The sequence below is a fragment of the Paenibacillus amylolyticus genome, from assembly GCF_050990605.1.
In the GTDB taxonomy this organism is placed as follows: Bacteria; Bacillota; Bacilli; order Paenibacillales; family Paenibacillaceae; genus Paenibacillus; species Paenibacillus amylolyticus_H.
Window position 1 is genome coordinate 1,734,407 of the sequence record NZ_CP158832.1, and the last position, 20,647, is coordinate 1,755,053.

15 protein-coding genes and 1 tRNA gene are annotated in these 20,647 nt (G+C 47.1%); 13 read left to right on the forward strand and 3 right to left on the reverse strand.

Annotation, left to right across the window (positions count from 1 at the left end; genetic code table 11):
* Positions 1–228 precede the first annotated feature (228 nt).
* The 6 genes from ABTV53_RS08005 to ABTV53_RS08030 all read left to right on the forward strand — a co-directional run bounded on the left by ABTV53_RS08005 (position 229) and on the right by ABTV53_RS08030 (position 11,744).
* Entirely contained in the window at positions 229–2,355 is a 2,127-nt protein-coding gene (locus ABTV53_RS08005; protein WP_433752163.1) for a bifunctional diguanylate cyclase/phosphodiesterase, read from the forward strand.
* Positions 2,356–2,517: 162 nt separating this feature from the next.
* Positions 2,518–2,588, forward strand: a tRNA-Gly gene (locus ABTV53_RS08010).
* A gap of 433 nt (positions 2,589–3,021) precedes the next feature.
* Positions 3,022–4,914: a ribosomal protection-like ABC-F family protein gene (abc-f, locus tag ABTV53_RS08015; protein WP_433752165.1), complete on the forward strand. Its 1,893-nt coding sequence runs from the start codon at positions 3,022–3,024 to the stop codon at positions 4,912–4,914.
* Between the two features lie 410 nt (positions 4,915–5,324).
* Complete coding sequence (gene pheS, locus ABTV53_RS08020; protein WP_017689641.1) at positions 5,325–6,359, forward strand: phenylalanine--tRNA ligase subunit alpha; 1,035 nt, start codon at positions 5,325–5,327, stop codon at positions 6,357–6,359.
* An 84-nt stretch (positions 6,360–6,443) separates the two neighbouring features.
* Complete coding sequence (gene pheT / locus ABTV53_RS08025) at positions 6,444–8,897, forward strand: phenylalanine--tRNA ligase subunit beta (RefSeq protein WP_433752167.1); 2,454 nt, start codon at positions 6,444–6,446, stop codon at positions 8,895–8,897.
* 138 nt (positions 8,898–9,035) lie between these two features.
* Entirely contained in the window at positions 9,036–11,744 is a 2,709-nt protein-coding gene (locus tag ABTV53_RS08030) for a hypothetical protein (RefSeq protein WP_433752169.1), read from the forward strand.
* Between the two features lie 104 nt (positions 11,745–11,848).
* Here ABTV53_RS08030 and ABTV53_RS08035 read toward each other — a convergent pair whose 3' ends face one another.
* Together ABTV53_RS08035 and ABTV53_RS08040 are read right to left on the reverse strand one after the other, a co-directional pair.
* On the reverse strand, positions 11,849–12,238 hold the full coding sequence (locus ABTV53_RS08035; RefSeq protein ID WP_433752171.1) for a cytochrome C oxidase subunit II: 390 nt from the start codon (positions 12,236–12,238) through the stop codon (positions 11,849–11,851).
* 216 nt (positions 12,239–12,454) lie between these two features.
* A complete protein-coding gene (locus tag ABTV53_RS08040) occupies positions 12,455–12,814 on the reverse strand; it encodes a phage holin family protein (RefSeq protein ID WP_433752173.1) in 360 nt (119 codons plus the stop codon).
* A gap of 187 nt (positions 12,815–13,001) precedes the next feature.
* On the opposite strand from ABTV53_RS08040, the gene ABTV53_RS08045 reads away from it, so the two are divergent.
* The 4 genes from ABTV53_RS08045 to ABTV53_RS08060 all read left to right on the forward strand — a co-directional run bounded on the left by ABTV53_RS08045 (position 13,002) and on the right by ABTV53_RS08060 (position 17,875).
* The gene (locus ABTV53_RS08045; RefSeq protein ID WP_433752175.1) at positions 13,002–15,368 is read left to right on the forward strand and encodes an endonuclease MutS2; all 2,367 of its coding nucleotides are present in this window, start codon (positions 13,002–13,004) and stop codon (positions 15,366–15,368) included.
* 50 nt (positions 15,369–15,418) lie between these two features.
* Positions 15,419–15,859: a DUF350 domain-containing protein gene (locus tag ABTV53_RS08050; RefSeq protein ID WP_433752177.1), complete on the forward strand. Its 441-nt coding sequence runs from the start codon at positions 15,419–15,421 to the stop codon at positions 15,857–15,859.
* A 120-nt stretch (positions 15,860–15,979) separates the two neighbouring features.
* Positions 15,980–16,543, forward strand: a complete 564-nt coding sequence (locus ABTV53_RS08055; protein ID WP_433752178.1) for a hypothetical protein — start codon at positions 15,980–15,982, stop codon at positions 16,541–16,543.
* Positions 16,544–16,675: 132 nt separating this feature from the next.
* Positions 16,676–17,875: an MFS transporter gene (locus ABTV53_RS08060; protein WP_433752180.1), complete on the forward strand. Its 1,200-nt coding sequence runs from the start codon at positions 16,676–16,678 to the stop codon at positions 17,873–17,875.
* Positions 17,876–17,991: 116 nt separating this feature from the next.
* Here the strand turns inward: ABTV53_RS08060 and ABTV53_RS08065 are convergent, their stop codons facing one another.
* Positions 17,992–19,212, reverse strand: coding sequence for an NAD(P)/FAD-dependent oxidoreductase (locus ABTV53_RS08065; protein ID WP_433752182.1), 1,221 nt, complete (start codon positions 19,210–19,212; stop codon positions 17,992–17,994).
* Between the two features lie 97 nt (positions 19,213–19,309).
* On the opposite strand from ABTV53_RS08065, the gene ABTV53_RS08070 reads away from it, so the two are divergent.
* From ABTV53_RS08070 to ABTV53_RS08080, 3 genes are all read left to right on the forward strand, one after another.
* Positions 19,310–19,543, forward strand: a complete 234-nt coding sequence (locus tag ABTV53_RS08070) for a hypothetical protein (protein ID WP_433752184.1) — start codon at positions 19,310–19,312, stop codon at positions 19,541–19,543.
* A gap of 45 nt (positions 19,544–19,588) precedes the next feature.
* On the forward strand, positions 19,589–19,984 hold the full coding sequence (locus ABTV53_RS08075) for a spore coat protein (RefSeq protein WP_433752186.1): 396 nt from the start codon (positions 19,589–19,591) through the stop codon (positions 19,982–19,984).
* Positions 19,985–20,143: 159 nt separating this feature from the next.
* Positions 20,144–20,644, forward strand: coding sequence for an Lrp/AsnC family transcriptional regulator (locus tag ABTV53_RS08080; RefSeq protein WP_024628343.1), 501 nt, complete (start codon positions 20,144–20,146; stop codon positions 20,642–20,644).
* Positions 20,645–20,647 lie beyond the last annotated feature (3 nt).

Here is a 20,647-nt window from a genome sequence, read left to right on the forward strand (position 1 = left end):
TTTTAGTTCTTAATGCCTTGTTTTTCTCTATATTTATGAATAAATATTCCTAGGAGTGACTATTTTTTAGTTCACGTATACAAAATTAAATGTTATTATGTACCAGATAGCATGTGTATGCATGTGAATTGAACGTTGGTTAATATATACTTTGTCGAATCGTGTAGTAAGCTGTTAAGTTTGGTTAATGTAATTCAGGATAGGTGATCCCGGGAAGGAAAACACGGCATGAAGGTTAATCTGCAAGATCAGAGAAAAATAAGTTGGGTCGCTGTATGCGGCTTATTGTGTTTCCTCGCAAGTCAATGGTTTCGTTCTTCTTCAAGCTCTGATCTGATCATATCGGGTTACCCGGTTTTGACACTCTTGGGTGGATTCGCTGCGGCAGCGGCTTGTATCGGCATCTATAATCAAAGCTGGTTGTTCAGGACACAGAAGCTAACTCTTCGTAGGACATTATTGACAACACTCTTTTTATTGATTGGTCTGTTTGAACTGGTGCATATCGTTTCATTTGCAGAAGAGATTCCAAATGGAGCCATGATGGAATCGGAGTTCTCCTTAATGATGTCAACCATGGGATCGTTGGTATGTTCAGTAGGTTTACTGCTCGTGTATACCATAAATGAGAAAGAAATTGCATTACCACGCAAATTCTTAGTGTTCAGTGGGACATTGGGTACCTTTGTTATTTTGTACATAGTGGCTATTCAGGAATGGAGCATGTTGCCAAGTATGCTTGATGGGGATGTGCTTGGTGGAATCTTCACCCGGGTTCATTTTGTGGTCGGATTGCTCTATGGCATTATTGCCGTTATTTTGTTTGTACAATGGAAAAAAAACAAAGATGGTGACCTGCCAACCATTCTATGTGGCATTTTGTGTTTCTTTTTTGGTGAATGTTATTTTGTCTCAGCAACCGGGGTGAACGATCTCAATTTGCTATTAGGATTGCTGAGTAATTGTATGGCATATTTTTTCATTCAAAAAGGGTTGTATACATCCGTAGTGGACACGCCTTTCCTGCAACAGCAGGTCGCGGAAGCCAAGATGAACTATATTGCTCATCATGATGATGTAACGGGACTTCCAAACCGTCGTCGCCTTTCTCAGCGGTTAAAAAAGATGATGGATGATGCCGTGGTGCAGGAACAGCTTGTGGGTGTACTGGTCCTGAATATTAATCGGTTCAAGACCATTAACGATTCGCTCGGACAGCAAGCAGCTAACCGGGTTTTGCGTCAGGTAGGTCAACGACTGAAACATTCGTCACTTCCCGGTGAAGAAGTTTTTGGGTTGGGTAGAGATGAGTTTGCATTAACGATGACAGAATTCAGTTCAACCGATACGGCGTTACGTCGGACAAGATCCATTTTGCAACTTTTTGAGAAGCCGGTCTTGGTTGATGGTAATGAGTATCATCTTACACTTGGGATCGGCATGGCCATTTTCCCACATGATGGGGAGTCACCACTGGAGATTATTCAGAATGCTGATACGGCTCTGCACAGTGCAAAGGAACAAGGAATGGAACTGAATCGATTTGCCCATGCGATGCAGATGAAGGCACAGGAGCGTTTGCAGCTTGAGAATGATCTGCGCAAGGCGTTGGATCGAGGTCAGTTCTACTTGGTCTACCAGCCGCAGGTTAATCTGCAAAGTGGGCTAATCGTTGGCATGGAAGCCTTGGTGCGTTGGCAGCATCCGCAGCGGGGCTCGGTACCTCCGGCGGAATTTATTCCTCTGGCTGAAGAGAGCGGACTCATTGTGCCACTTGGTGAATGGGTCCTTCGTGAAGCATGTGCACAGAACAAACAGTGGCAGGAAGCCGGTTATCGTAAACTGTGTGTTTCGGTGAATCTGTCGATGAGACAATTCAGGCACTCCCATTTGTTGGACAATATCAATGGCATTCTCAAGGAGACAGGACTAGAGCCAGTATGGCTTGAGCTGGAGATTACAGAGAGTATGACATTTGACAAAGACCGGTCATTCGAACAGTTGCGCAAAATCAAAGAAATTGGTGTGCATATCAGTATAGATGATTTTGGAACGGGATACAGCTCGTTGCACTATCTGAAGGATCTGCCGATTGATCGGCTCAAGATTGACCGTTCATTCGTGAATGAAGTCATGGAGGACAGCAATAACGCTGCGATCGTATCTACCATCACTTCTATGGCGCATCATCTACAATTGAAAGTCACAGCTGAGGGCGTGGAGAACGAAGATCAGATGGTCTTTCTTCGCAATCAACACTGTCACGAGGCTCAGGGTTATTTCTTCAGCAAACCGATTAAAGCCGCTGAATTCGAAAAGCAGTTTTTGAGAGATGTGGATAAGCCTACAGGATAGGGAACAGCGGGGGTGCGAAGGTGCTCCTGCTTTTTTTGATGGATGCGTAATGAAAAAAAATGGGAAATATGACTTGCATGCTATAGAGGATCATGGTATATTATTCATTGTAAAATCACTGTTAACTTCCGAACGGAACTTAACGATTAGATCGTCAATCATGCGGGTGTAGTTCAATGGTAGAACTTTAGCCTTCCAAGCTAATAGCGTGGGTTCGATTCCCATCACCCGCTTAACGAAGCAGTGCCAAAGCCCTTGCGATGCAGGGGCTTTTTTTCTGTCTTAAAAGAAACTTGCTTTTTTACAATGATCTGGTACAATAACGGAGAAATTGATACTACATATGAATGAGAGGTAACCATACGTCCCATGAAGTAAAACACATGAATTGAACCCCAGTTAACTGCAGACGGTTTTATGACGCAGTCAGCCAGAGCGGCTGAGCAATGAGGGGATTCGTGTGTCCAAATTCAGCTATGGGATCAGGTATGGAGCAAGTAAGCCTTTGAGGTTTACGTGTACCCTGTGTTTGGGGTTTCTTTGTTCATGCCGTAGCTACCTTAGATCTGTCTTTGAATGCTTGATCCAACCCTGAATTGCCAAACCGCCGGCTGATGCCAGCGGTTTTTTTGTTCAGCAAAAAGGATGCAGGAAGGATGAGGCCTCATGATGACATTGGTACGCTTACATGAAGTATCAAAAGAGTGGAACGGCAATGAATTGTTTACAGGATTGAATTTGGAGATTAATGAGGGCGAGCGACTTGCCATTCTGGGTCGCAACGGATGCGGCAAGACGACGTTGTTACGTATCATATTGGGAGAAGAGTATGGTGGTGGACGGGTTGAACGTCATATTCCGCAGCAGGAATGGGGGTTCATGCGCCAGCGATCGGAGATTGAGGCCGGGATGAATGTACTGGATGCGGTCCGGTGTGAGAGCGGTCAGATCTATGCAGTAAAACGGAACTTGGAAGAACTGGAACAACGTTTGAGCATTAGCACTGAAGCGGATGAAGAGCTGCTTGCAGCCTATACGCAAGTCATGGAGCAATATGAACAGCTGAACGGTTATATGTGGGAGACTGAGGTAGAGAAGGTACTGACACGCCTTGGATTATCCGCAGAGCATTGGAACAGACCCTATCATTCCTTGAGCGGTGGACAAAAAACAAAGGCGCGCTTGGCGGGGCTGCTCGTCAGCAAGCCCAAATTCCTGATCCTGGATGAACCGACGAATCATCTGGATGAGGGAAGCATGCGCTGGCTTGAAGAGTGGTTATCCGCATATGAAGGTACACTGTTATTTGTATCACACGATCGTACGTTTATTGATCAGGTAGCGACAGGAGTGATTGAGTTCAGTCCAGATGCCCTGACCAAATACAAAGGTGGATACTCCGACTACAAGATCCACAAAGAGCGTGAATTACGGGAACAGGAAACGATCTACCGCAGGCAGGAGTTGGAGCGAAAGGCGTTGGAAGAAACGATTCGCAATTACCAGGAATGGTTCCATAAAGCGCATAATTCGGCGACCGATGTGGAGGTGAAGATCACCCAGAGCTTCTACAAGGCCAAAGCCAACAAAAATATTTCACGTTACCATGCGAAACAAAAACAGCTGGAGCGTTTGGAGCGGGAACGGGTGGATAAACCTCGCGAAGCTGCAAAGTTGAACATGGAACTACAGATGAATCCACTGGCTGCACGCCAGCTTCTTGCACTGGAAGAGGTGAGTTTTTCTTATACGAGTAACGGGCCATTGCTTCGCAACCTTCGAATCACTGTTGAACGCGGAGATCGGCTTGCAATACGAGGTTCTAATGGAACGGGCAAGACGACACTGTTAAAGTTGATGATTGGTGAGCTGGAACCTTCGCAAGGCAAGGTCACACGGCATCCACAGCTGAAAATCGGTTATTTTTCACAGGAGCTGGAAGGGCTGCCCGAGAATCTAACACTGCTCGATAGTTTGCTTACCCTTCCATCCATGACACAAAGTGCGGCACGTACCATTTTGGGATGTTTCCTCTTTTCCAGGGATGATGTGTTTAAGCGTATCGGAGATTTGAGCATGGGAGAAAAGTGCAGAGTGGCATTTCTGAGACTGTACTTTGGCGGAGCGAATCTGCTGGTGCTGGACGAACCGACGAACTACCTGGACATCGATACCCAGGAAGTCATGGAAAATGTATTAAAACAGGCTTCAGGTGCTTTGGTGCTTGTATCCCATGACCGGATGCTGACGAAGTCACTCGCGAATCGGTTATGCGATCTGGAGACTGGTGGCACAGCAACTTTGTTTGAAGGAGGCGTGTCGGATTGGGAGCAGTCCAGCAAACTTCGCGAGGTGGCGCTGGAGACCCGGGAATCCGATGACGAGCGGTTGCGTTTGGAGATGCGCCTGACGGAGTTGCTCTCTCCTGTGAGTACCGCTGGCAAAGACATTCTGACACAGCCCGAGCATTGGAATGAGCGAGCTGTCGAGGGAGCTGAGATTCGCGAAATCCAGCAGCGCCTGAAACAATTGAAAGATAAGGGTACAAGCATAAATTAGAACATGGACGGCTTGCTATTTCGATCTATTTTGCATATAATTATGAACGATCATCGATGATTACATCGATATAGGTAAACTAAGCAAACGTGATGATGGAGATAAGTAAGCAGTGCCTCTGGACAGGGAGGAAGCGCCGTAGATTGAGAGCGTTTCTGTAGAACAAGGCTGCCGAAATTCACTCCGAAGCGGTTCCCTGAACCTGTTTGTGTGCAGACACAGAGGCAACAGTAGGGGCAAACGGTTAACGGTCGTTATTCCGTACAAAGTGAGACAGAACCAGTTGCAGGCCAGAAGGGCCACGCAGCAATGGATGTCTAACAAGGGTGGTACCACGGTCTTTTCGTCCCTTCAGGGGAGAGAAGGCCTTTTTTTGTTGCAAAAACACCACAAAAAGGGGGCAATTACACATGAAAGAACGTTTAGAGGCATTGAAGATCGAAGCGCTGGAGCAGTTGTCTGGTGTGAATGATCCGCAGACGCTCGGTGATCTGCGTGTGAAGTATTTGGGAAAAAAGGGTGCATTGACTGAAATTTTGCGAGGAATGGGTGCGCTTAGTGCGGAGGAACGTCCGGTTATTGGTCAAGTAGCCAACGATGTTCGGGCTGCCATTGAGGAAGTCATCGACAGCAAACAGGATCAGTTCCAGAAGGAAGAGACGGCGAAGCGTCTGCAATCCGAGAAAATTGATGTAACTCTGCCAGGACGTCGTGGACGTCAAGGCGGACTGCATCCACTGACCAAAGTGGTACAGGAGATTGAAGATATTTTCATCGGTATGGGATATCGCGTTGCGGAAGGTCCTGAAGTCGAAATGGATTATTACAACTTCGAAGCATTGAATCTGCCGAAGAATCACCCGGCGCGCGATATGCAGGATTCTTTCTACGTTACCGAAGACTTGTTGATGCGTACCCATACATCTCCGGTTCAAGTACGTACCATGCAGAGCATGAAGGGCGAAGTGCCTGTCAAAGTCATCTGCCCAGGTAAAGTATATCGCCGTGATGACGACGATGCGACGCACTCTTTCCAATTCAACCAGGTTGAAGGATTGGTCATCAGCGAAAACATTCGTATGAGCGATCTGAAAGGAACCCTGTTGCAATTCGTGCGCGAAATGTTCGGTTCCCACACGGAAATTCGTCTGCGTCCAAGCTTTTTCCCGTTCACAGAGCCAAGTGCGGAAGTGGATGTAACTTGTGTACAATGTGGCGGCAGCGGCTGTCGCGTATGTAAGCAAACAGGCTGGCTTGAAATTTTGGGCGGCGGTATGGTTCACCCGAAAGTACTGGAAATGGGGGGATACGATCCGGAGAAATACAGTGGTTTTGCATTCGGAATGGGCGTAGAACGTATCGCCATGCTGAAGTATGGTGTCGATGATATCCGTCATTTCTACAATAGCGATCTGACCTTCTTGAAGCAATTCGGACGGCTGTAACTTAACAAGACAATGGATCAACGTATATAGAGCAAACGTTATGAACCGGGAACACCAATTTATAGATGAAGGAAGTGAACGTCCATGAGAGTATCGACAGATTGGCTGTCTGATTATATTTCCCTTGAAGGTGTGACGCCACAGGAATTGGCGGAGAAAATCACCCGTGCGGGTGTCGAAATTGATGTAGTGGAGAACCGCAACAAGGGCGTGAATAAAGTTGTTGTAGGTTATGTGAAGAGCAAGGAGAAACACCCTGATGCAGACAAACTGAATGTATGTGTCATTGATGCTGGTCAGGAAGAAGATCTTCAGATCGTATGTGGTGCGAAAAATGTGGATGCAGGCCAAAAAGTAGTCGTAGCCCTGGTTGGAGCAAAGCTCCCTGGTGGATTGGATATCAAAAAAGCCAAACTGCGCGGTGTTGTCTCCCTTGGTATGATCTGTTCCGCCAAAGAGCTGGGCATGAACGATAAATTGCTACCCAAAGATCAGCAGGAAGGTATTCTTGTTCTGCCGGAACAAACAGAGGTTGGCACGCCAATCAGCCAGGTTCTTGGTCTCGACGATCATGTGCTTGAACTGGACCTGACACCGAACCGTTCCGACTGTCTCAGCATGCGTGGTGCGGCTTATGAAGTGGGTGCCATCCTAGGTCGTGAAGTGAAGCTGCCAAGTCCCAAAGACCAACTGGTTGAAGCTCGCGATGCAGCCGCGAATCACATCTCCGTAGAGATTAAGGCGCAGGAGCAATGCAGTCACTATGCAGCTCGTTATGTAACCGGCATTAAGCTTGGTGCTTCCCCGCTGTGGATGCAAAACCGTCTGATGGCTGCAGGTGTTCGCCCAATCAATAACATCGTTGATATCACGAACTATGTCATGCTGGAATACGGTCAACCGCTGCATGCATTCGATGCGGATAAGCTGGAAAAGGGCCATATTGAAGTGCGGATGGCCAACGAAGGTGAAACGATCGTTACGCTCGATGGACAGGAGCGCAAGCTGGAGCCGCACATGTTGCTCATCACGGACGGCGCGAAACCTGTAGCCATCGCTGGGGTTATGGGTGGCGAGAATTCCGAGGTATCGGAAGGCACGGTGAATCTGCTCTTGGAGTCCGCCAAGTTCGATGGCGGAACCGTTCGGAAAACGTCGCGCCAACTGGGGCTTCGTTCCGAAGCAAGCATGCGTTTTGAGAAGGAAGTAGACCCGGGTGCGGTCATTACGGCTTTGGATCGTGCGGCCGAACTGATTCAGCGTTATGCTGAAGGTGAAGTGCATCAGGGAATCGTGGAAGCTGGAGCGGAAGCTGCGGAGAAACGTGTAATTCAATTGTCGCTGGACAGACTGAATCGTTATCTGGGAACGGATCTGTCTTTGCTTGAGGTGAAAACCATCTTCGCTCGTTTGCACTTTGCATGTGGTGATGCTGAGCAAGGATTGCTGGATGTGGAAGTACCAACACGCAGAGGAGATATTACGCTCGACGTAGACTTGTTTGAAGAGATTGCACGACTGTACGGATACGACAACATTCCAACTACATGGATTGAAGGACCGACAACTCCGGGGGCGTATACACGCTCTCAATCGATGCGTCGCACCATTCGTGGATTGCTCTCAGGCAGTGGCTGGCAGGAAATGATCAGTTACTCCTTTGTACACCCGGATAAAGCGACATTATTCCCTGCATTGACACAAGGCAGTAAAGCCGTGAAACTCGCAATGCCGATGAGTGAGGACCGCAGTGTGCTTCGTACGAGTATTTTGCCGCAAATGCTGGATGCAGCGGTGTATAACATGAACCGTAAACAGGATTCACTGGCTGTATTTGAAGTGGGCAATGTGTTCTTCACCGAAGAAGATCAGTTGACCAAGCAACCGCATGAAATCCCAGTACTGGGGCTGCTGCTCACCGGGAATCGTGCAAGCCAGCAGTGGAATGTTGGTGCGGAGAAAGTAGACTTCTTCGATCTGAAAGGTGCCCTTGAGCATCTGTTCGCCTATGTGGGGCTTGAACAACGCATTCGCTTGGTAGCGAACAGCCCTGAAGGATTCCATCCGGGACGTTCGGCATCGGTTTATCTGGAAGGCAAGGATGGCGGGGAAGGCACATTGATCGGTACATTGGGTCAGTTGCATCCGAAACTGCAACAGCAGTATGATCTGAATGATGTGTACATCGCAGAAATTGCACTTGAATCGATCTACAATGAGGCAGACGCTGACATTCGTTATCGAGAACTTCCGCGTTTCCCAGCCATGGAACGTGATATCGCGGTTGTTGTGAATGAGGATGTTGAAGCGGGAGATATGCTACGCGCCATTCGTGAATCGGCGGGTGAATTGTTACAAAACGTACAGGTATTCGATGTGTTCACTGGAAGTAAGCTGGGTGAAAACAAGAAGAGCGTGGCGATGGCACTGGTATACCGGAATCGTGAACGTACACTGACCGATGAGGAAGTTACTGAAGTTCATGCCCGTGTAGTGGCTCGTCTGGAAGAGCAATTCGGGGCGGAATTGCGTAAATAGGACAGAAGAACATTTTTTGAACAAAGATTAGCAGGAATTGTTTGAAGTCACATCGAATCCTTAGCATTAGAGGATCGATGTGACTTTTTTGTGATTACAGCTTAGAATCAACATACAGACTTGAAGGAGGGCACAACTGTGACTACACCTGATCGTACACGCGTCACCGTAGAGATCTACGGGACTTCCTATAAACTGGTTGGCAGCAGTGCCGACTATATGAAACAAGTAGCTAATCTGGTAGATGAGCGTATGAGCGCGATCTCCAAGCAAAATTCCCGTTTGGATACACCGCGTATTGCGGTACTGGCGGCTGTACATATGGCTGAACAGTCTCTTCAGACTCAGGAAATCCGTAATGAACTGAAGATGCTTACTGGAGAACGTACAGAACTGAGAAACGAATTGAATCGGTTAAACGCCATACAAAATGAACATCAACAAGAATTGGAACGGCGTGACCAGGCTCTTGCTGAATTGCAGAAGCTGAAGATTGAAGCAGAGCAGGCGCTGCAAAAGTCCGAAACCGACAAAAATTCAGAGATAGCCAAGTTGAATACGCTGCTGGAGCAAGAGCGCCTTCAAGCAACGGAGCGAGTGCAGAAATTGCAGGCGCAAGCGACGGCACAACTGAAGGAAGCAGAAGCCAAGGGAACGAAACAGCTGAAGGAAATGGAAGAGAAAGCGGCTAACCAGCTTAAAAATGTACAGGCACAGGCTGCTTCCCAGCTCAAAGAAGCTCAGAACCGTTCTGCAGCCGAATTGCAGCAGGCGCAGGCCAAAGCTGCGGCGCAATATAAAGAGTTACAGGACAAGACTGCAGCTCAATTAAAAGAAGCCGAAAGCCGTGCCGTAGCAGAACGTCAACAGATTGAAGCCAAAGCTGCACAGCAGGTTCAAATAGCCAAGGAAGAAGCCGAGTCAGCCATTTTGTCCGAGTTGGAGCAGGCGGAGAACAACCTGAAGAAAGCTCAGGAAGAAGCAGCGCTGCAGTATAACGAACTTCAGCAACAGATGGAACTTCGGCTCCAGCAGGCTGAAGAAAAAGCGCTGGAACAGACTCAGGTTCTGACGGATCAAGCGAATCAGGAGCGGGCTGCCTTGCAGGAACAAGCGGAGCAGAAGCGCCTGACTGAGATCAATCAGTTGACTGCGGAGTTCAAGGCGTTATCCGAGCAGTTGGAACTTGAATGGATGGAGAAAGAAGCAACCCTCGAGGAACAATTGCAGCAAGCCAAGGAAGCAGCAGCATCCCAGGCAACAGAAGCTGCATCGGCAGCAGAGGCCATTCTGCAAGAAGAACGGGGCAAGCTCAAGCAGCAGCTTGAGGAACAACGTAAACAGGCGGAGACTAGACTATTAGATGTCGAAGAACAATTAGAAGAAGTAATGACCCAGCTCATCAGTGCACAGGACATGGTTGCAGAGCAAGAACAGCAGCTTCAGCACGAGCGTGGTCAATTGGAATCGTTACGTCATGAGCATGGGGCCCGTAAACAGGAGCAGGAAGTTCAGACTCGCCGAATTACGGAGCTGGAGCAGCAACTGGAGCAGTTGAAAGAGGACCGTTCCCAGTTGCAGGAGCTTCTGCGTGAAACGGAGCAGGCTGCCCAGCAATCCCGTGATTCACAGGAACAATGGAAGCAGAAGTATAATGAAACCGTGGATAGAGAAACCTCTCTCACAGCACAGCTACACAAACTTCAGGAGCAGCATGCACAGCTTGAACAGGAAGTGCAAAAGCTTCGTGAGGCTGAAGTGAAGTCGGAAGAGGAACAGCGCAGGTTGCATAAGGTGCTTGAACAGGCTCATGCTGCGGTGCGTACATTGCAGAATGAGATCGGCACGCTTACGGAACGTGAGCAGTCATGGAAGGACCTTGCTGAGCAGCGATTGGCTGAGATCGGGGACCTGGAGAACCAGATTCTCGAAGTTGCTGAACAAAATGAAACGTTGGAGTCTGGTGTGCAATCCCTTCATGATGAATTGTCTGTGGTGAAGGAAGAGTCTCGTTTCAACCATGAAGAGGCTGTGCAATACCAGAAGGATGCAGAGCTATTGGAAGAGAAACGCAATCAGCTTGAAGTTGAGCTAAATGTTGTTCGGGAAGAGCTGAACCGACTTCAGGATAACTATAAACAAATCCGTAACGATTACAGTGATGCATTACAAAGGGAAGAGAATTACAGTTCCAAGATTGATGAATTGAGCAAGGAGAAGCAAGAGATTGTAAGGTTGCTTGAAGAAGCAAGACAGTCTTCAGCTAAACTTTCCGAGCGCTACGCGGAGCAAGAGAGCCGCCTAGCCCAGACTGAGGAAGAAGCGTTGGAGTGGCAGATCAAACATGAAGAACTGTCAGCCAAACAGGCCGGGTTGGCATCCCGTCTGGAGCAGTTGACAAGACGTGAAGAAGAACTTCGCTCAAGCGTTGAACAAGCAGAGCAGAATGACCAGGTGTGGCAACGCCGTGCAGATGAATGGGCGGCTCAGGAACAATCCTGGCAGGAACGCTGGGCTGCACTTGAAAATGAACTGACGGTTTGGAAGAGAGAAAGTGCTGCAAGTAGTGAGTTGCTGGAGGGAATGGAGCAAGAACGACAGCAGCTGGACAAGTTACGTGCAGAAGCGACCCAAGAGAAAGAGATCATGGAAACTGAACTGCTTGAGATGGGGGAGCGTTACGAATTAGCGGCCAATCAATTACGTTTGTTACAGGTTGAACGTGAAATGGAGCAGGAGAAGGCAGAGCAGCTGAACACGGAATATCGTCAGTTGCATGATGAATATACGAAATTGCAGACGGAATATAACGAATGGATTGAATTAATTGAACAGGACCAGACCTAGCGGAATGAATGTAGCAGAACTGGCTCGTGGGCAACGTACTCTGGTACAATTTGTTATACTAATGAAGGAGCTCCCGTCGCTGCGGGGGCTCCTTGTCTTGAAACCTATTCTTCAACGATAATTTTGGAGATCATGCTGCTGTGTCCTGAACCACAGAAGACAGAACAAGACATTTCAAACTCACCAACTTTGTCCGGGGTTATCACTTTGGAACTATTTCTGGTATCCAGTTGAAGATTCAGCTCAGGCACAAGGATACCGTGATTTCCGTTTACATTTTCATAAACAATGTTGACGGGAACGCCTTTTTTAAGATGGTACTCAGGTTGATCAAATTCATAGTTACTTGCCTTGATGACCAGCTCTTCACTGGCTGTAACTCCAGCATCGGATCCATTGCTGCCAGATTCTGCGGACTGTTTCGCCCCTCCACATGCAGTGAGGACCAGAATTAACATACAGGCAGCGAGCCATGTTATGCCTTTCTTCATCATGTGCCTCCTTAAAGCGTGATATGGATAAAATTTGAATGATTGCTCCAGTCATCATACCGCAATATGTGGATGCCTGTACACGCTGCGTATGTCGTTTTTTTGAAAATTGTACGTGTACGGCAGAGCGTGCGTACTGCTTAATGAAATAAACCTCTTCCGGCCCAGGGCCTTCAGAGGTTTAGGAGAATTCATGGGGACGTTAAGGTGAAGTGGAGATTAACTTTTGGAGCGGCGTCCGGCATCAAAAGGGGTGGATACCGGGATGAAGAGATCGATAATCCCAATAACCAGCGCAGCGAGAATGGCACCGAGCAGGCTGACTTCAACATGATCTACAACATATTGACCAAGCCAAATCACCAGTGCGCTAACGATAAATCCGACAATACCGCGACCAAACGGGTTGACTCTTTTGCCGAAGATACCTTCAACGATCCAGCCGAGCAGGGCAATGACGAGAGCAAGCAAAAGGGCGCTCCAGAAGCCACCAACGGCGAATCCGGGAACGATCCAGCTAACCACCATTAATACAATTGCAGCGATGATAAATCGCACGACATGTCCCAGAAAATTCATGGTGTTTACCTCCTTTTATTCGGATTGAACTGTGCAGGGCAACTCCAAGGGGATGGAGAGGTTGCACAATCCTGACACCTGTAGTTTGTGGTGCTATGGTTGAAGTTATGTGTGGAAGGATTCGTTAAATAGCGTAAGAAAGTTTCTTTCGTTATAATACAGATATAGTTTGGAAGGAGTTGTACACTTGGACACGAAAATTTTACACACACTGGAATATCGCAAAATTTTAAATACATTGCTTAGCTTTGCTCAGACGACTATGGGAAAAAAGAAAGCGGAGCAACTTGAACCAAGCAGTGAACTTGAAGAAGTGAAGCGGTTGCTGCAGCAAACCGATGAAGCCTTCACATTTGATCGCCTGAAAGGCTCACCGTCGTTTGGGGGAATTGTAGATATTACAGCTTCCATTAAACGTGCTGAAATTGGAGGCACACTGAATCCTCACGAACTTTTGGGAATATCCAACACGACCTTTGCGGCGCGGCGCTTGAAACGTCAGATTGGTACTTTGCATGAGGATGAGCCCATCGAATCTCTGTTCTATATCAGTGACCAACTGTCAGAGCAAAAAACGCTTGAGGATGCCATCAAAATCTGTATTGACGACAATGCAGAGGTTGCTGACAGTGCAAGCGTAACGTTGGCTCAGATCCGTCGTGAGCTGCGAGGCGGAGAAGCGCGTATTCGCGAAAAACTGGATTCCATGATTCGATCCTCTACTGTATCCAAGATGTTGCAGGATCAGCTTATCACCATCAGAGGAGAACGTTTTGTTATCCCGGTAAAAGCTGAATATCGTTCGTACTTTGGCGGGATTGTGCACGATCAATCCGGTTCGGGTGCGACATTGTTCATTGAGCCGGAATCGATTGTAGCCATGAACAACAAATTACGCGAAACCCGGATTCGGGAAGAACGCGAAATAGAAATTATTTTGCAGAAATTGACGGCACTTGTCAGTGAGCAGGGTGAATGGCTGCTGTATGATGTCGACTTGCTGGGCTCGCTTGATTTTATCTTTTCCAAAGCACGTCTGGCTCGTGAACTGAAAGCAACATTACCACGCATGAATGACCGCGGATTCCTCAAACTGAAGAAGGGCCGTCATCCATTGATACCGATCGAAAACGTGGTTCCAATCGACATTGAACTGGGAAATGATTACACATCCATTATCGTGACAGGTCCGAATACGGGTGGTAAGACGGTTACGCTCAAAACGATTGGATTGCTGAGCCTGATGGCGATGTCCGGTTTATTTGTTCCCGCTGAGGATGGCAGTCAGCTATGTGTATTTGATGCGATCTATGCAGACATTGGGGACGAGCAGAGTATTGAGCAGAATCTGAGTACGTTCTCCAGTCATATGACGAACATCATTCGCATTCTGAAGAACATGACGCCGAAAAGTCTGGTATTGCTCGATGAACTTGGAGCAGGAACAGACCCGGCTGAAGGGTCCGCACTGGCGATCTCCATGCTGGAGCATATGCACCGGACGGGATGTCGCATGGTTGCAACCACCCACTACAGTGAACTGAAAGCATACGCATATGAGCGTAAAGGTGTCATTAATGCCAGCATGGAATTTGATATCAATACATTGAGTCCAACCTATCGCCTTCTGGTAGGTGTACCTGGACGAAGTAATGCATTTGCCATTGCAGAGCGACTGGGACTACCAGGTTACATTCTCGACTACGCCCGTGGGGAAGTGAAGGAAGAGGATCAACGGATTGAGCACATGATTGCTTCTCTTGAAGAGAACCGTCTTACGGCTGAACAAGAGCGTGAGAAGGCAGAGAGCTTGCGCCAGGACATGGAGAAATTACGCAGTCGTCATCAGACGGAACTTGAGAAGCTGGAGCAACAGCGTGATCGACGGATTGAAAAAGCAGAAGAAGATGCACGCAGCATTGTGGACAAGGCTCGCGCGGAAGCGGAGAAGATTATAGCAGATCTTCGCCTGTTGGCTATGGAAGAAGGTGCTTCCGTGAAGGAGCACAAACTCATTGCTGCTCGCAAACAGCTGGACGAGGCGGAACCTGAGAAACGCAGGAAAACGGTCAAGAAGACGGCAACAGCGCCGAAGACTCGTGCCATCGGTCCTGGTGATGAAGTGCTTGTCTACAGTTTGAATCAAAAAGGCCATGTAGTAGAGATGTCGGGCAGCAAAGACGCTATGGTACAACTGGGGATTATGAAAATGAAAGTATCCCTGGATGACCTGGAACTGCAGCAATCGGCTCCCGCAGCCAAACCGAAACAAAAACCGGTAACGGGTATGAAACGCACACGTGATGACAATGTGAAAAGTGAATTGGATCTGCGTGGTACTAACCTGGAAGAAGCCCTGATGGAGACAGATCGGTTCATTGATGAAGCTTTCCTTGCCAACCTGGGCCAAGTTTATATTATTCACGGTAAAGGTACAGGGATTTTACGTTCCGGTATTCAGGATTACCTGCGTAAGCATAAACATATTAAAAGCTACCGGCTGGGCAATTACGGAGAAGGCGGGAACGGTGTGACCGTCGCAGAATTGGAATAGCCGGTCCATGAATGAATGATATTCTGCGACCTTATTCATGAAGGTCGCAGATGGGGAGAGGGGAACGGTGCGTGATAGAAAGCATTGACCAATTGCTGTCTCATCCCTTGGGGATGGTACTCGGTTTTTTCTCGGTAGCGATTATGGAGCTGCTCATATTTCTGGCTTGCTTCGAACTGGTGACCAAGTATAAATGCTGGACGGAGATCAAAAAGGGCAATGTGGCCGTTGCGATGGCTACAGGAGGTAAGATCTTCGGGATCTGCAACGTACTGCGTTTCTGCATACAAGCTAAATCTTCGGTGTATGAAGCCATGACGTGGTCGTTTGTTGGGTTCTTCCTTCTGCTCGTTGCCTATTTTTTGTTCGAATTCCTGACACCCGTATTCTCCATTGATAAGGAGATCGCGGCGGACAACCGAGCTGTTGGATTGATATCCATGATTATTTCAGTCTCGCTGTCATATGTTATTGGCGCGAGCATTATCTAGGGGGACCGGTCATGAAGATATTGATACGGATTCTGTTTGCGGCATCGATCGTGTTTTTTGCCATCGGTGTGATCTATGTATTAAATACATGATGAGATGAAAGAGAAAGGTTGATTGAATATGGAAACAACAATATGCCCTTGGTGTCACACGGAGATTGTATGGGATGAGGAACTCGGCCCTGAAGAAGAGTGTCCATACTGCCATAATGAATTGAAGGGTTATCGAACGCTCAACATTAACATCGGTGACGAAGAGAACGATGAAGCTGAGGACGACATCTATGATGTGGATAATGTAAAGGATGAGGAACAGACGACGGATCTTTCAGATCTGTGGGGGGATGAAGTTGAGCTCAAATTGCCTGAGTTGCGAACGTTGACCAAATACGCGGATGAAGGTAATGACCTCATTCAGTATGAACAAGGTGTCCAGAAGCAACTTGATCATCAGGAAGAAGTGCCGGAGTGCCCGAATTGCCGGGAATTCATGATTCTCGCAGGTACACAAGCTGCAACGCATGATAACTTTACTCCAGTTGCTAACGCAGCTTCGGGTGAAGACTCCCTACTGTCACCACCTTTTAAGGTGTTGACCTATGTATGTTCGGGATGTTTCCAAGTTCAATACAGTCTGTCTGAGGAAGATCGTCTGCGTCTGATTAAGAACCTGAGTTCGCAGTAATAAACATTTCGGAGATTCTAACTAATTTCAAAGCAATCCTGAAGATTCATCATGTTTTCCTCTTGCTTGGGGCACGTTAATCCTAAGACCTACCTGTACATAGTTCACTTCAGGTGGATGAAGGAGGAGCAGATGAAGATTACTTTGGGCCGACAATCCATTCTGCTTTTGGGCGTGAATGGATTGTTTGCGTTAGCCGGAGCGCTGTCGGGAACCTTTTTGAATGTGTTTCTGTGGAAAAGCCGTCCGGATTATGCCATGTTGGGGTGGTTCACTCTCAGCCAGCAACTGGCCATTGGACTGACATTCTGGCTTGCTGGGAAATGGGTCAAGGAACACAATAAAATGAGTGCACTACGATTAGGTACTGCGCTGTCCGGCATATTTTATATGATCGTCCTCTGGGCTGGTTCCAAAGCTGTAGACTGGATATGGCCTCTGGGTATATTACTGGGTTGTTCCCTGGGGCTATTCTGGATTGCGTTTAATGTTGTGTATTTTGAAATAACGGATCGGAAAAACAGGGATCTATTCAATGGCTGGGTCGGGTTACTTGGTTCGATGACAGGAATTATAGGTCCATGGTTCTCGGGTCTGATTATTACTCGCATGACAGACAACACAGGATATCAACTCATCTTCACGGTATCACTCGTTATTTATGTCATAGCGGTAGTTTTTAGTTTTTTTCTAAAAAAAAGAAAGGTGAGCGGTACATACCGCTGGTCAGAGCCTTGGATACAGTTATCCAAGCGGGATAGTCCCTGGAGGACCTTAGGCTGGGGTTTATTCGCTCAGGGTGCACGTGAAGGTGTCTTTGCCTTCCTGATTGCACTGCTTGTATATTTGGCTACTGCACAGGAGTACAAATTAGGGCAGTTCTCACTCATCACTTCTGCAGTGGCACTAGTAAGTTATTGGGCAGCCGGGAAATGGTTCAAACCACAATACAGATTAAAAGGCATGTTTATTGGAGCGCTCATTCTGCTCATTGTGCTGCTTCCTCTTCTCTGGAAAGTGACCTATGGTACGCTGTTAATCATGGGGATTGGGAGTGCTGTTGCGATGCCATTGTATATTTTACCTATGATATCAGCGGGATTCGACATGATGGGTACAAGTGGCGAAAATGTGGAGAAAAGGGTTGAACTTGTCGTATTGAGAGAGTTATGTCTGATGGGTGGCCGAATTTTCGGGTTGACCATATTTATTATAACGGTCATGAATACTCCGTCCCTGCGCATGTTAACCTGGCTTATTATCGTTCTGGGTGGTTTCCCGCTGATCGGCTGGTTTTTCATGCGAAAATTATTGAATCGGACGGAAGGTTAAGAGCCGTCGGGGTAGCAGCTTTTTAGCATATAAACAGGGTACAATGCAGGGAAAGAGAGGACTTTCCTTGTACTGTACCCTGTTTGTATTTGTATTTGTATTTGTGCAGCTGTTAGTTATACAGGAGATGGTTTACTTGTACGTGTAAGTGAGAATAGATCCATATCAGGGTTCTGCTTGCCCGTAATGGCATCCACAATCAGAGAGGCGGCAATCATACTGTACACGGTACCGTTGCCTCCATACCCTTCAACAAAGTACGAATTCGGATAGTCTGGGTGTGGACCGATTAACGGAAGACCATCATGGGTGCTTCCAAAGACAGCTTCCCAAGCGTAATCGACTTCGAGATCAGGTAATGGGAAATACTCCGCAATCTTCTGTAACAAAATCTCACCTTTATGAACCGCCTTGATCGCCCGTTGCTCTTCTCGAGGACGATTCTCATCTAGTCCACCAGCAATAATTCTTCCGTCAGGAGTCGTGCGCATATATAGATAAGGTCGTTCGGTCTCCCATATCATGCATTGCTTATACCAGCTGCTGAGATCCTGTAGTGGCTTGGTAGCAATGGCATATGTACTTAGCAGGTATGCCCCTTTGTCCTTTTTGATTTCTTGTGTTTCATAGCCTGTTGAGAAAATAACATGTTTGGCACGTATAGTGCCATGAGGTGTGTAACATAGGACACCATTTTCATCATAATCACAATGGGTGAATTCAGTATGAGCATAGACTCTTGCTCCTTGCAATGAGGCTGAGTGGAATAGTGAGTGAACCAAACGATACGGATTAACTTCAGCATCCCCACTTGTGTATAGTGCAGCACGTTTGCTGAACGGGAACAGTGCACTGATTTTTTCCTGATCCCACAGCTCCACATCAAATCCATAATGTTTCAGGTTACGATATTCTTCCTCAAGTAACGTTACATCTTCCTCATGACTGGCACAATAGAGACTTGTGCGAGGCACAAACCAAGGATCAATCTCAAGCTTCGATGAAATTTTTTCGAGATGGTGCATGGCATCCCGGCATAATTCGTAGAATCGAACACCGCGTTCTTCTCCAAATGTCTGGATACAAGAGGTGAGCGTTTTGTCATTCGTATATTGGAGCAGGCCCGTATTTGCCATGCTGCTGCCATAACCGATATCTCTTTTGTCAATAACAACGGTGTCAATCCCCTGATCCGTCAAAAGCTTGGCAGACAAAGCGCCTCCCATTCCACCACCGATGATTAAACAATCACAGGATAGGTTTTCTTGCAAAACAGGATATTGGGGATGGGAAGCCAAGGTAGTTGGCCAAAACGTTTTTCCGTTAATAAGTTCCATAATTGATCACCTCTGTTGAATGTAGTTGAAGTATACTTTTTCAGGTTAGGGTAACAATAAATTCGCAATAACTTTAGATTAAGGAGGTCAGATATACATGCAAAACTCACAAATGCAAGCACTGAGCCCCAAGGAACTGAACTATATCGCGGATTCAATTTCCAATGAGGAAATGTTAATCAAACAATGTGCAGCCACAGCCTCCATCACACATAATCCGCAAATTCAACAGGCGCTGAATCATTATGTTCGCTCACATGAGCAGCATCTGAATACTCTTGTCAATGCGTTACAGCAACATCAATCTCTTGCACCAACGCAATCACAGTAAAGCTCAAAACATGACAAGTTATTTCAAAGTATAGGAGGAAAATACGTGTACACTCAATCTTTGTCATCTGGTGGAAATTTTATGCAAGAACAAGATTTGCTGAAGTCGATTCTTGCAGATTTAAGACGAACTTCACGTGAATATACAACAGCAACTACTGAATCTTCCTGCCCCGCAACCCGTAGAATGTTCAATGATTTAACGAACGATACATTAAGACTGCAAGGTGAACTGTTCAACCTGATGCAGCAAAACAACATGTATTCGGTGTCGTCCAAAGCACTTCGTCAGGATGTGGACAAGCAAATCCAGTCTGCACATCAGACCCAACAGAAGTGTCAGCAATTCATCCAGGAAAAGAATTCGCAAAACAGTTCATATAGCCAAGCTCCTAATGTGCCTCAGCATCAACCGAATTACGGTAACCCTTATTACATGTAACCTTCGCAAAAGAGGTTTGAAGCACCTAACGTTCCAGGACCATACCACCGCTTGCCCGAATTCAGGGCAGGCGGTCTTTTGTCTATGCATCAACGTCAAATTCATGTAATATAAGTATTAATTCATTTTCAGGAACCTGGATGACGCTGGAGGGAAAACATGAAAGATTTGAACGATCTGCAATTAAAAGTTCTGGATCTGCTGAAGGAAGACGCGAGAAGGACTCCCGCACTGCTGTCGACGCTGCTGGGGGAGTCGGAAGACAAGATCAAGAACGCCGTGGCACAGCTTGAACAAGACCACGTCATCGTGAAATACGCTACTGTCGTGAACTGGAGCAAAATAGATGATGAAAAAGTAACGGCCCTGATTGAGGTGCAGATCACGCCGGAGCGTGGTCGTGGCTTTGAAGGGATTGCCGAACGCATTTATCTCTATCCGCAAGTGAAGTCCGTATATCTCATGTCCGGTGCATACGATCTGCTCGTTGAAGTGGAAGGTGGCAACCTGCGTGAAGTCGCTAATTTTGTGTCGGAGAAACTGTCTCCGATAGACTCTGTACTTTCAACCAAAACGAATTTTATTCTTAAAAAATATAAGCAGGACGGGATTATTTTTGAAGACCATCAGGAAGACAACCGTCTCATGATCTCGCCGTAAAGG